The organism is Yoonia sp. (genome assembly GCF_042093035.1).
Classification (GTDB): domain Bacteria; phylum Pseudomonadota; class Alphaproteobacteria; order Rhodobacterales; family Rhodobacteraceae; genus Yoonia.
The window spans coordinates 1-12,514 of sequence record NZ_JBELFI010000076.1 but is presented as its reverse complement, the minus strand read 5'-3'; the positions used below and the strand labels follow the sequence as shown (position 1 = coordinate 12,514).

The window sequence follows — 12,514 nt, the reverse complement described above, 5'->3', positions numbered from 1 at the left end:
TCTGTCAGACCCGCTTCGCGCGCATCTTCCTCGGCTGGCAGACTGTCATAGGTAACCACATCAACTTGGCCATCCAGCAGCAACTGCCAGCAACCGTCCTGTGCCACTGTCGTGATATAGTCGACATTTGGCGGAGTGAGGTTTTCAGCTTCAAGATCGAATGTAAACCAGGCTTCAGGGCGACAAACGCGCGCGCCCATCAAATCATCATAGCTGTCGGCACCGGCATAGGGGCTGTCGTTCAAGGTGTAGAAATCCACAAGCACTTCGTAAAACGGGTCAGAGTGGTTGAAGTCGGTGCAGCGGTACGCACTGCTTGGTGACAGGTTCTCGACGCGGTCGCAGTCTGGACGAAACCAGGGGAAGACCATATCGAACGCACCTTTGGGAAGCAGCGTTTCAAGATGCGATCCCCAGTCGTTGATGCGAAGAAGGCCCTGATATCCGGCATGATAATTTCCCTTTTTGGTATCGTTTCCTTGCCCGCATACAGGCTATCAAAAATGGCCAAATATTGACCTTGGCTGGGCGCATCGTGACACCGGCGGATTTCCGTACACTTTGCTGTCTGCATCAACGGTTTCTGCCTCTTTTTCATGCGGTTTTATGCGTCGCGCGGCGCTGTAGTGCGCACCGACATGCGCCGGAACGGTCATGCCCTGAAGTCACCGCATGATCCATTTTTCTGCGGATGACCCTTTTGACCTTGCAGCCCCGGGATTTCGGGCCACATTGTATTGCGACGCAATTACGCAGGATCACCTTTTCGATGTCTGACACGCCCGCCTATACCCCCCCCCAAAAGTCTGGACCTGGGACGCCGAAAACGGCGGCAGGTTCGCCAAGACCAATCGCCCGGTTGCTGGTCCAACCCATGACAAGGACCTGTCCGTCGGCAAACATCCCTTGCAGCTTCATTCGCTTGCGACACCCAATGGGGTCAAAGTCACCGTCATGCTCGAAGAGCTGTTGGCGAAGGGGCATAAGGCGGAATATGATGCCTGGCTCATCAATATTCAGGACGGCGATCAGTTCAGCAGCGGATTTGTCGATGTGAACCCCAATTCGAAGATCCCCGCCCTGTTTGATAAAGAGACTGGCGTACGCGTCTTTGAAAGCGGCGCTATCCTGCTTTATCTGGCCGAGAAATTCGGTGACTTCCTGCCAAAAACGATCGAAGCGCGCACCGAGACGCTCAACTGGTTGTTCTGGCTGCAAGGGGCGGCCCCATACCTTGGGGGTGGTTTTGGCCATTTCTATGCCTATGCACCGGAAAAATTCGAATACGCGATCGACCGCTTCGCAATGGAGGCCAAACGCCAGCTTGATGTGCTGGATCATCGGCTTGAAGAAACCGAATTCTTGGGCGGAGATGATTATTCCATCGCAGATATGGCGGCAGTGCCGTGGTATGGGGCGCTAGTGAAAGGGCAAGTCTATGATGCCGCGGAATTTCTGGACGTGGCCTCTTACACGCATGTCAATCGTTGGACGGACACGGTAATGAACCGACCAGCCTACCAACGCGGGAAAATGGTGAACCGCGCCTGGGGCGAGCCGTCAAGTCAGTTGCGCGAACGCCATGACGCCAGTGATTTTGAAACCAAGACCTGGGACAAGATCGGCGACGACGGTTAAGGGGGCCGTCGGGTCACAACCTTAGCAAAAGCTGGCATTCAGTTCATCTTGTTCCTTGAGCAATTCTGTCAGATTTGCCTCCAGTATGCCGTAGCTGATATTCCCGAACAGTATCTGCCGGCCATTGTTGAGAATATAGGTGGGGCTGCCCTTCACCCCCATCGTTTGAACCTGCTCATAATCGAAAGCCAATCTTGCCATAGCTTCACCTGTTTCAATCCGCTTGCAGACATCTTCAAATGCAACACCGATTTGTTCACTGACATCCCTCTGAATCGCCCAATCGGAAATATCCTGCCCATCTGCGAAAAAGGAAGACCGCAGGATTTTCGCGGCTTTCACCGACAAGCGCGATTGGAATGGGACCATGTCGCCATTCTCTTCCAGCAATTCGACGGCTTTGATGAATAGTTGTGGGCTGGCAGAGGAAAACGGGCGGGTCTTTGACCAGACATCTTCGTGTATTTCGATGCCGTCAAAACCCTTGGCAACGTCTCTCACGTGGCGAGCATATCCCTCAAAGCTTCCCTTGTCGCGCCAAAGCTGGGTAATTTTGGTTTGGGTATCTGGGAACACAGAGCAATAATGCACGTCGATATCCAAATGGTCCCCAAATCTTTCAGCGAGCCGCAAAAGCGGTGCTTGTCCGACATAGGCCCAAACACAAAGGATATCTGAAAAATGGACCAGTTTGAGCGGGGGCATTCGTGTATTCCTGTCTTGATACGTGGTGAACTCTTGCGGCAAGAGCTTGATGTTCGTATGGCATGTAATTCACCGGTGGCGGCATCACAACGCCACGTCCCGGTCAAAATCGCCACCGCTGATGCAATTGTGAACACTCGGTTGACTTCACCTCCTGAAACAAAGTTGCGAAAATCTCCCTTTTTGCGACATTTTCTCCATTCTGGCGGTTGACCCCCCCTTTCCCTCATCATAATGTCGCGCCACGAAGAGGAACCACATGACAGACGTCGTACTCATTGTGAGAAATACGCGCATGGGCCGGTAACGGTAGATCCATAACGATCCCATGCGCCTCCGATAACCTCGGGGGTTTTTTTATGACCAACGTCACCCAAAGCGATAGGACGCGAGAACAATGAGCAAAGCCATGACCGGCGCAAGAATGGTTGTACAGGCACTGATCGATCAGGGCGTGGACACGGTCTTTGGATACCCCGGTGGTGCCGTCCTTCCGATTTATGACGAAATTTTCCAACAAAACAGCATCAAGCACGTGCTGGTGCGCCATGAGCAAGGTGCTGTGCATGCCGCCGAAGGCTATGCCCGTTCCACCGGCAAACCCGGCGTTGCATTAGTGACATCCGGTCCGGGTGCCACGAACGCGGTCACCGGCCTGACGGACGCGCTGATGGACAGCATTCCGATTGTTGTGCTGACCGGACAGGTGCCGACATTCATGATCGGCTCTGACGCGTTTCAGGAATGCGATACCGTGGGCATCACCCGCCCCTGCACCAAACACAACTGGCTGGTCAAAGAGACCGACAAGCTGGCCCCGACCTTGCATGAGGCTTTCCACATCGCCACATCCGGTCGCCCCGGCCCTGTTGTGATCGACATCCCCAAGGACGTGCAGTTTGCCACCGGAAAATACACCGAGGCGCGCCAGGTCGAGACCCATTACAACCCGCAGGTGAAGGGTGACATGGAGATGATAACGGAACTTGCCCGCGCGATGGAAACGGCAAAGCGGCCTTTGTTCTAGACCGGCGGCGGTGTTGTCAATTCCGGCCCTGCCGCGTCGCAATTGCTGCGTGAACTGGTCGCGGCCACGGGCTTTCCGATCACATCAACGCTGATGGGTCTGGGCTGCTATCCGGCGTCGGGCGACAACTGGATCGGGATGCTGGGCATGCACGGTCTCTATGAAGCCAATATGGCGATGCATGACTGCGACCTGATGATTAACATCGGCGCGCGCTTTGACGACCGGATCACGGGCCGTCTGGATGCGTTCAGCCCCGGATCGACCAAGGCGCATATCGATATTGATGCATCCTCAATCAACAAGGTCATCAAGGTCGATATCCCGATTTTGGGCGATGTGGCCCATGTGTTGGAGGATCTGCTGAATGTCTGGAAGGCGCGCGGCCGCAAGACCGACAAGGAAAACGTCCAGAAGTGGTGGCATGAAATCAACGGCTGGAAGAAGATTGACTGCTTGAAGTTCGCCCAGGAAGGTAGAGTTATTAAACCACAATATGCTCTGTCACGCTTGGAAGAGCTGACCAAAAAGCATGACCGCTACATCACCACAGAGGTGGGCCAGCACCAGATGTGGGCCGCACAATACCTTGGCTTTGAAGACCCTAACCGCTGGATGACATCCGGTGGTCTGGGCACCATGGGCTACGGTTTCCCCGCGTCGATCGGTGTGCAAATGGGCCATCCCGATGCCTTGGTCATCAACGTGGCTGGTGAAGCATCTTGGCTGATGAACATGCAAGAGCTGGGCACTGCGATGCAGTACAACCTGCCCGTCAAACAGTTCATTTTGAATAATGAACGTCTGGGCATGGTCCGCCAGTGGCAGGAATTGCTGCATGGTGAGCGGTATTCGTCAAGCTGGTCGGAAAGCCTGCCCGATTTCGTGAAACTGGCAGAGGCCTTTGGCGCGAAGGGTATTATCTGCTCTGATCCGGATGATCTGGATGATGCGATCATGGAGATGCTGAACCACGACGGGCCTGTGCTGTTCGATTGTCTGGTGGAAAAGCATGAAAACTGCTTCCCGATGATCCCATCTGGCAAGCCGCATAATGAAATGCTCTTGGGTGAAAACGCTGACGTGGCTAATGCGATCAAGTCCGATGGGGCGGTGATGGTCTAGGGTCACTTCGCCCGGCACCGCCGGGCAGCCCCCGACCCTCCCCACGGGAGGGGGCTTCACCCCCACCCAGGGTCAGGGGCCGCCCTCTGACGATAGATTACAAAAGATAAAGGGACATCACATGTCACCGCTCAAAATCAAAAAAGGCGCCACCAGCCACTCTGCCTACGACCTTCGGCCCACGTTTTCTGATAAAGAAGAACGGCATACGCTGGCCGTTTTGGTCGAAAACGAACCGGGTGTGCTGAGCCGTGTCATCGGTCTTTTTGCTGGGCGCGGCTATAACATCGACAGCCTGACCGTGGCAGAGGTGGATCACCTCGGGCACCGTTCACGCATCACTATCGTCACATCCGGCACGCCGCAAATCATCGTGCAGATCAAGGCCCAACTTGGCCGGATCGTGGATGTCCATGCGGTGAACGACCTGACCGTCGAAGGCCCGTCAGTTGAACGTGAATTGGCGCTTTTCAAGGTCTCTGGCACCGGCAATGACCGGATTGAAGCGATCCGTCTGGCCGATATCTTCCGCGCAAGTGTGGTCGATAGCACCTTGGAATCATTTGTGTTTGAGATCACGGGAACGCCCGAAAAGATCGATGCGTTCGCGGAATTGATGCAGCCCTTGGGCTTGCAGGAAATCGCGCGCACAGGTGTCGCCGCATTGTCGCGCGGCGCTGTCGCCTAAGCGGGCAACAACCCGGCAGAGACGCCCGCCGCGATCTCTGACGCATCCAACAGACCATCGCCTGATGTGTCCACGACGTTGAACGTCTCCTGGGACAGATCAGGCGCGTAGGCCCGCACTTCTGCGTAGCTGTACATGCCGTCGCCGTTGATATCGATATCAGCGCTTTGCGCCAAAACAGGTGCGGCGAATACTGCCGCGCTCAGTGTCAGAATTGCTTTTACCGTGCCGGTCATAGCGGCCTCCTCGTCAAAAAGACTAGCGCGTTTGTTGTTGCGCCGTTTCCTTCAAATGCGTGAAGGCGCGCCGAATTTCAATGCCCCGCCCGACAGATTGCCCCCTTGTGTGACACAAAGATGTCGCTGTGAGAAAAGGCTCCGTCGCTGTCAAACGCGGCAAACGCGCCGCCTGTTGTGCTACCATAGCCTCAACAAGAGGATCACACCATGGCCAAAGATATCGCCCCGGAAACGCTCGCCGCCGTCCGCCAGCCGATTGAGACGGCCAATGGCCTGCCCAATGCACATTACGTTGATCCCGCCGTTTTTGATGTAGAGAAACATGCGGTCTTGTTTGCGCACTGGGCAGGGCTAGCCGTTGCCGCTGATGTGCCAGAGAACGGGGCCGCCAAACCAATCGAGTTTCTTGGCATCCCGCTTTTGCTGCTCCGTGACCGCAATGGCGTTGTGCGTGTGTTTGAAAACATCTGCCGTCATCGCGGGATGATCCTTGTCAGCGCGCCCAAAAAAATCGAAGGCGCCATTCGCTGCCCCTATCATTCGTGGTGCTATGGGACAGACGGCCGTCTTGTCTCCACCCCGCACGTCGGTGGTGCTGGCCACAACACCCATGCGGCCATTGATAAATCCCTGCTCGGCCTGATCGAAGTGCGGAGCCACGTCTGGTTTGGCACGGTTTTCATCAATATCGACGGCAATGCCGCCCCCTTTGACGAGGTCCACGCAGATCTCATGGCGCGCTGGTCCGACTACGACCAACCGCTGCACCATGGCGGTGATGACAGCACGTTCACCCTGGAGGTCAACACCAACTGGAAGCTTGCTGTGGAGAATTATTGCGAGAGCTATCACTTGCCATGGGTCCATCCCGGCTTGAACAGCTATTCGCGGCTGGAGGACCATTACAACATTGATGAAAAAGGGAAATATTCAGGCCAAGGCACATTGGTCTATCGTCAGCTCAAAGGCGACGACGGCGCCATTTTCCCTGATTTCAAAGACCTCGATGCCAAATGGGATGAAGGCGGCGAATACATCACTGTCTACCCCAACGTCCTCTTGGGTGTGCAGCGCGATCATGCGTTCTCCATTGTGCTGGAGCCTGTCACCCATGAAAAGACGCGCGAGCATATCCATCTGTTCTATGCGTCTGACGACACAGACACAGCTTTGCGCGAAAAGAACGCCGCACAGTGGAAAGTGGTCTTCACAGAGGATGTCTTCGTCGTCGAAGGGATGCAAATTGGCCGCAAGGCGCCGCACTTTGACGGTGGCCGCTTCAGCCCGGCGATGGATGGGCCGACGCATTGCTTCCATGATTGGGTCGCAACGCAGATCGCGGCACATATCGAGGCGCAATGACCAGCCTGAAGGATCGCCTTTTGGCGGCCCATGCGGATGACGACCGCCAAGCATTGATCGCGCTCTATACCGAAGCGGCAGACAGCACTGCGGACACCGATGCCGCCTGCTTTTACCTGACACACGCCTATATCTTCGCTTTGGAGGCCGGAGACCCCGCAGCAGATGGGTTACGCACCCGCTTGAAGGCGCATGGCCGCGTCTAACCCCTTGCCCCTGCCCGCCATGCGGCCCACTTTAGGGCCACGCAATGAAGGACGCAGATATGGCCCCGCGCAAGATTATCATCGACACTGACCCCGGACAGGATGACGCCGTGGCGATCTTGCTGGCGCTGGCCTCACCCGAGGATGTGGAGGTTTTGGGGATCACGGCCGTCGCCGGAAACGTGCCCCTGCCCCTGACCGAAAAAAACGCAAGGATCGTGTGCGAATTAGCCGGAAAGCCTGAAACAAAGGTCTTTGCGGGATGTGATGCGCCAATGCAGCGCAAACTCGTCACCGCAGAGCATGTGCACGGCAAAACAGGCCTTGACGGGCCGCAAATGGCCGTCCCAACCATGTCGTTGCAGGACCAACACGGCGTTGATTTCATTATAGAAACCCTGCGAGCAGAACCAAGTGGTACCGTCACCCTCTGCCCGATCGGGCCGTTGACCAATATTGCGGTAGCGTTTGAGCGTGCGCCCGACATCATTGACCGCGTGCAGGAAATCGTCCTGATGGGGGGTGCGTATTTTCAGGTCGGCAACATCACCCCATCCGCAGAGTTTAACATCTATGTGGACCCAGAGGCCGCCAAAATCGTCTTTGGTGCGGGCGTGCCGCTGGTCGTGATGCCTCTTGATGTGACGCACAAGGCGCTGACCACAAGACCGCGCATCGACGCCTTCCGCGCGCTGGGTTCCAAGGTCGGTGATATGGTCGCGGCATGGACCGACTTTTTTGAGCGGTTCGACATGGAAAAATATGGCTCCGAAGGTGCCCCTCTGCATGACCCCTGCACCATCGCCTATCTGATCCAGCCGGCGCTGTTCGCAGGCCGTCACATCAATGTGGAGATCGAAACAGAGGGCGCATTCACGCTCGGCATGACGGTCGCGGACTGGTGGCGGGTGACCGACAGGCCTGCAAATGCGCTCTTCATGAAGGATATCGACGCCGAAGGTTTCTATACGCTTTTGGCTGAACGGTTGGGGCGGCTGTGATGCATATCCCCTTCGACAACACCTATGCGCAACTGCCTGCGCAGATGTTCACGCCTCAGTTGCCCACGCCCGTTGAGGCGCCACATCTGATTGCAACAAACGCAGAATTGGCGGCAATCTTGGGCATTGATCCCGCCGCAATGAAAGGGCCAGAGGCCGCGCAGGTCTTTGCGGGCAACCGCATCCCCGATGGGGCCGCACCGCTGGCCCAAGCCTATGCTGGCCATCAATTCGGCAACTGGAACCCGCAATTGGGCGACGGACGTGCGGTGTTGCTCGGTGAGGTCGTCGGCACAGACGGTCTGCGCCGCGATATCCAACTGAAGGGCTCCGGGCCAACACCCTACTCCAGACGGGGCGATGGGCGTGCGGCCCTCGGGCCGGTCATGCGCGAATATCTGGTCAGTGAGGCGATGTTCGCCATGGGCGTGCCAACAACCCGCGCTCTGGCGGCCGTGACGACGGGGGAGGATGTCACCCGCGAAACCCGTCAACCAGGGGCCGTGATTGCGCGCGTCGCGCAAAGCCATATCCGCGTGGGCACCTTTCAATTCTTTGCGGCCAAGGGCGATATCGCAGCGCTACAAGCACTCACTGACCACGTAATCGCACGGCATTATCCAGAGGCGGACGGGCCTGCTGCGCTGCTTGATCTGGCAATCGCGCGCTACGCAAAGCTGATCGCGGCATGGATGGGTTTGGGCTTCATTCATGGGGTGATGAACACCGACAATGTCTCCATCGCGGGGGAAACCATCGACTACGGCCCCTGCGCTTTCATGGACGCATTCCACCCCGAAACGGTATTTTCGGCCATCGATCAATTCGGGCGCTATGCCTATGCCAACCAACCGGGAATTGGGGCATGGAACATGGCGCAATTTGCGACCGCCCTGATCCCGCTGATGCAAGACCGTGAGCAGGCGATCACAGAATTTACCGCCGCCGTCCACAGGATGCCGGGCCTGCTGGAGACCGCATGGCTGCACGTGTTCGGCGCCAAACTGGGACTGGCCAATCCAACCGAAGATGATCGCGCGCTCATCAACGACCTGCTTGATCTGATGGCCAAAGACGGTGCGGATTTCACGAATACTTTTGCGGCTCTGGCCAAAGGCGACGCGCGGGATCAATTCGTGAACCGCGCGGCGTGCGACGTTTGGACACAGCGCTGGCGCTTGCGCAGATCCGGCGATGCAGCCGCCATCATGGCCCGCGCCAACCCAGTGATTATTCCGCGCAATCACCGCATCGAAGAGACGATCCAAGCCGGTCTGACAGGTGATATGAAGCCATTCCATGCCCTGCTCGCAGCGGTCACAAAACCTTTTGATCCATTGACCACGGATCGGAAAAAATACGCCCGCGCGCCCAGCAAGGACGAATTGGTCACAAGGACGTTTTGCGGGACTTAGGCGGACGGTTAATCAGCACAATGCCAATAGCCACAAGCACCAAGGCGGCAATCAGGCCCGATCCCACCTCCTCACCCAACATCAACCAACCCAGACCAACAGCCAGGACCGGCGACAAGAAACTGAAAGACGCCACGCCCGAGGCGGGATAAACCGACAAGAGCCACAGCCAAAAAATGAACCCGGCACTGACAACAACCACGATCTGAAACAGAAGCCCGGCCATATGGATCGGTTCAAGGTCGCGAATCAACGGGCCGAAAAAGAACGCAGCAATCAGCAAAAGCGGCGCCGAAACACCAACCTGCCACATCAACTGGATTTCAGGACGCACCCGCGACAATGAGGATGCTTTCGCCAACATTGCCGTCAGTGCCCAGCCGATCGCGGCACCAAGTGCGGCCAGATCCCCCCAGAGATTGCCTACACCGTCATTGCGCGACAGGATCGCAATCGCGACCCCCGCCAATGCCAACGCCAGCCCAACCGCCTTGATCGGCGTGATCTTGTCATTGGGCAGAACCAGATGCGCCATGATCGCCAACCAGACCGGCATCGAGTAGAAAATCACGCTGGCGCGGCTCACGGCTGTCAAATCAAGGGCCACAAACAAAAACAGAAATTCAAAGGAAAAAACAACGCCAATCAGCAGACCTGCGCGCCGCGTTCCTTTTTCAAAGCGCAGCGGAATGCCCCGCCAACGCAGCCACAAATAAATACATATGACGGCACCGGCTGAACGGAGCCCGGCAAAGAACACGGGCTGCAAACCGCCATTGGTGACTTTAATCACGACCTGATTGAATGCCAAAAGCAGCGCAAACCCGCTGAGCGCCGCGGCCCCAAAAAGATCAATCCGTGTTCTCTTTTCCATCGGCGCAGTTCACGCGGCGAACCGCCGACTGTCAAGCGCATTTCGCCTATCATCTTGCCCCAAAAACTCCCGCCGGAGGCACTGGCATTTGCCACTCACCCGAAGGCTAGTTGCCCAGCATCCATTCCCCGTCAGGCCAGAACGCATGAAAGGCAAAGGCAAACATCACGTCGTGGGCCAGATCATTGCCCTGCGCGTCACGCACCCGCACGTTGCCCACGTCCTTGCCTGCGCCAATGGAGGCAGCATCCAGCGCAGAGGACTGACCTGCCGCCCAGGTCAATGTCACGCCAGCTTCGGTCAAGGCGCCTTGCGCGGACAGGCGCGTCAAAGGCCAGGCGCGATCACCTACCCGCACGACCCGCGCCAAGGCGGGAATATCATGCGGTGGGAACTCGCCGGAAAACAAAAAAGGTCGGAAACCGCTGTCGTATCGCACATAAGGGTTGGCCCCATAGTCGCGGGGAAACGATGGCGCGACCATCACAAGCCCGTCAGGATTGCGTTCGGCAAATACCTCCCAGCTTTCCATCCAGCTCGGCAGCGTCTTAAGCTCAACCCCGGTGAGATCGCCCACAATCGCCTCACCCGTCGCCTGTTGCCACCAGCTTTCCGTTTCATCATCATACATAATCATATCAGAATTGCGCAGTTTGCCCGTGACGCCAAAACGCAAGGTACCTTGGTCGGTGCGCCGGTCGAATGTAATGCCGGAATTGCACAGCGGGCAAAAGGTGACAGCCACCGGGATACCGCCGACCACATGATTCACGATCTCATGCCATGTCAGGTAGCGGATCGGATAGGCACGCGGCGCTTCGCCGTCAATTTCAAGGGTGATAACCGGTTCGCGCAGCGTCAGGTTCATCTCATCCGAAACGGCGATGAAATCAGGATCATCGAGCGCAGGTATCCCATCCTTGGGCGGCCCGCCCGAGATGATTTCAACCCAGCTTTCGACGCTTGTCCGCGCGAAGTTGGTATTTGGCCATTCAAAGACCCAGAACTCGGGACTGGCCACGCTCATGGAGGCTACGGTGCAAAAGGCGGTAACGGTCGGGATCAGGCGCATAAGCTGTTCTCCTGCAAAGACTGCATGCAGGGTGGCCGATTGTCGCAGTTTCGCCTAGCCCCCTCGCGGCAATGTGAGAGGGGCCAGGCTTTTTCGTTACTCGGTCACGCGGACTGCGGCCATCATGTCGGGACGGCCAATCACCGCGCCATTGGCGCCCGTGCCACGCTTGATCGCGTCCACGATCTCCATGCCCTCGGTGACTTGCCCGACCACGGTATATTGTCCGTTCAGGAAATAACCCGGTTCGAACATGATGAAGAACTGGCTGTTGGCGGAATTTGGGTTTTGCGCCCGCGCCATGCCGATCACGCCGCGCTCAAAGGGCAGATCGGAGAACTCCGCAGGCAGGTCTGGCAGATCCGACCCCCCCATCCCTGCGCGCGTCATATCCATGCCCATCATGCCGTTTTCAACGTCACCGGTCTGGGCCATGAAGCCGTCAATTACGCGGTGGAACACCACATTGTCATAGCTGCCCGCTTCGGCAAGCGCCGTAATCTGGGCGACATGCAAAGGGGCTACGTCCTCAAAAAGGTCCACAACGATTGTGCCATTGGCCTCACCCGCAATGTCGATCTCTAGACCGACGCCAAAGGCGGGTGCCGCTACAAGTGCCAGGATCGCGCTGAGCTTATACATCGGCAGCCACCTTCACGCGCATCATGCGGTCAGGGTTCATTGGCGGCTCCCCCTTCATGATCGCATCAACGTGTTCCATACCGGATGTGACCATGCCATAGACGGTGTATTGGCCATTGAGGAAATCGTTGTCTTTGAAGTTAATGAAGAACTGGCTGTTGGCAGAGTTCGGGTTGGCTGAACGAGCGGCCCCCAGTGAGCCACGCGCGTGCGGGACTTTGGAAAACTCTGCGGGCAGATCAGGCAAATCAGAACCGCCCGTGCCGGCGCGACCGATGTTGAAGTTGTCTTCCATATTGCCGTTGGCCACGTCGCCGGTTTGCGCCATGAACCCGTCAATCACGCGGTGAAAGCAGACGTTGTCGTATTTGCCTGCGCGCGCGAGCTCTTTCATGCGTGCGGTGTGGGCTGGTGCCACATCCGGCAGCAGCTCGATGATGACGTCGCCATCTTTGAGGGTCATGATGATTGTGTTTTCAGGGTCTTTGATATCGGCCATTGCAGCGCTCCATTCTGATCG

Annotated in this window: 11 protein-coding genes and 3 pseudogenes; 7 read left to right on the top strand and 7 right to left on the bottom strand. The window is 57.0% G+C overall.

Annotation, left to right across the window (positions count from 1 at the left end):
* Positions 1–371: pseudogene (locus ACFDSS_RS10195) on the bottom strand (peptidoglycan-binding protein LysM); the annotation flags it as partial.
* 418 nt (positions 372–789) lie between these two features.
* Here ACFDSS_RS10195 and yghU point away from each other — a divergent pair.
* Positions 790–1,638, top strand: a pseudogene (yghU, locus tag ACFDSS_RS10190) (glutathione-dependent disulfide-bond oxidoreductase); the annotation flags it as partial.
* 21 nt (positions 1,639–1,659) lie between these two features.
* Here yghU and ACFDSS_RS10185 read toward each other — a convergent pair.
* Positions 1,660–2,343, bottom strand: a complete 684-nt coding sequence (locus ACFDSS_RS10185) for a DsbA family protein (RefSeq protein WP_375255637.1) — start codon at positions 2,341–2,343, stop codon at positions 1,660–1,662.
* A 397-nt stretch (positions 2,344–2,740) separates the two neighbouring features.
* Here ACFDSS_RS10185 and ACFDSS_RS10180 point away from each other — a divergent pair.
* Positions 2,741–4,495, top strand: a pseudogene (locus ACFDSS_RS10180) (acetolactate synthase 3 large subunit).
* Positions 4,496–4,616: 121 nt separating this feature from the next.
* Positions 4,617–5,183, top strand: coding sequence for an acetolactate synthase small subunit (gene ilvN / locus ACFDSS_RS10175; protein ID WP_375255636.1), 567 nt, complete (start codon positions 4,617–4,619; stop codon positions 5,181–5,183).
* On the opposite strand, the gene ACFDSS_RS10170 is transcribed toward ilvN, so the two are convergent.
* On the bottom strand, positions 5,180–5,419 hold the full coding sequence (locus ACFDSS_RS10170; protein WP_375255635.1) for a hypothetical protein: 240 nt from the start codon (positions 5,417–5,419) through the stop codon (positions 5,180–5,182). The genes ilvN and ACFDSS_RS10170 overlap by 4 nt on opposite strands.
* 210 nt (positions 5,420–5,629) lie before the next feature.
* Here ACFDSS_RS10170 and ACFDSS_RS10165 point away from each other — a divergent pair, with 210 nt between their 5' ends.
* From ACFDSS_RS10165 to ACFDSS_RS10150, 4 genes are read left to right on the top strand one after another with little or no spacing between them, the layout of a single operon-like run.
* Positions 5,630–6,784 carry an aromatic ring-hydroxylating dioxygenase subunit alpha gene (locus tag ACFDSS_RS10165; protein ID WP_375255634.1) on the top strand — a complete coding sequence of 385 codons (1,155 nt, stop codon included), beginning with the start codon at positions 5,630–5,632 and terminating at the stop codon, positions 6,782–6,784.
* The gene (locus ACFDSS_RS10160; protein ID WP_375255633.1) at positions 6,781–6,990 is read left to right on the top strand and encodes a hypothetical protein; all 210 of its coding nucleotides are present in this window, start codon (positions 6,781–6,783) and stop codon (positions 6,988–6,990) included. The genes ACFDSS_RS10165 and ACFDSS_RS10160 overlap by 4 nt, the downstream gene beginning before the upstream one ends.
* A gap of 59 nt (positions 6,991–7,049) precedes the next feature.
* Positions 7,050–7,991 carry a nucleoside hydrolase gene (locus ACFDSS_RS10155; RefSeq protein ID WP_375255639.1) on the top strand — a complete coding sequence of 314 codons (942 nt, stop codon included), beginning with the start codon at positions 7,050–7,052 and terminating at the stop codon, positions 7,989–7,991.
* Positions 7,991–9,406 (top strand): YdiU family protein, encoded by a 1,416-nt coding sequence (locus ACFDSS_RS10150; protein WP_375255632.1) that lies wholly within the window; start codon positions 7,991–7,993, stop codon positions 9,404–9,406. The genes ACFDSS_RS10155 and ACFDSS_RS10150 overlap by 1 nt, the downstream gene beginning before the upstream one ends.
* On the opposite strand, the gene ACFDSS_RS10145 is transcribed toward ACFDSS_RS10150, so the two are convergent.
* The 4 genes from ACFDSS_RS10145 to ACFDSS_RS10130 all read right to left on the bottom strand — a co-directional run bounded on the left by ACFDSS_RS10145 (position 9,381) and on the right by ACFDSS_RS10130 (position 12,493).
* Positions 9,381–10,280: a DMT family transporter gene (locus ACFDSS_RS10145; RefSeq protein WP_375255631.1), complete on the bottom strand. Its 900-nt coding sequence runs from the start codon at positions 10,278–10,280 to the stop codon at positions 9,381–9,383. The genes ACFDSS_RS10150 and ACFDSS_RS10145 overlap by 26 nt on opposite strands.
* A gap of 106 nt (positions 10,281–10,386) precedes the next feature.
* A complete protein-coding gene (locus ACFDSS_RS10140; protein ID WP_375255630.1) occupies positions 10,387–11,352 on the bottom strand; it encodes a DUF3179 domain-containing protein in 966 nt (321 codons plus the stop codon).
* Between the two features lie 96 nt (positions 11,353–11,448).
* On the bottom strand, positions 11,449–11,994 hold the full coding sequence (locus tag ACFDSS_RS10135; RefSeq protein WP_375255629.1) for a peptidylprolyl isomerase: 546 nt from the start codon (positions 11,992–11,994) through the stop codon (positions 11,449–11,451).
* Complete coding sequence (locus ACFDSS_RS10130; RefSeq protein WP_375255638.1) at positions 11,987–12,493, bottom strand: peptidylprolyl isomerase; 507 nt, start codon at positions 12,491–12,493, stop codon at positions 11,987–11,989. The genes ACFDSS_RS10135 and ACFDSS_RS10130 overlap by 8 nt, the downstream gene beginning before the upstream one ends.
* Positions 12,494–12,514 lie beyond the last annotated feature (21 nt).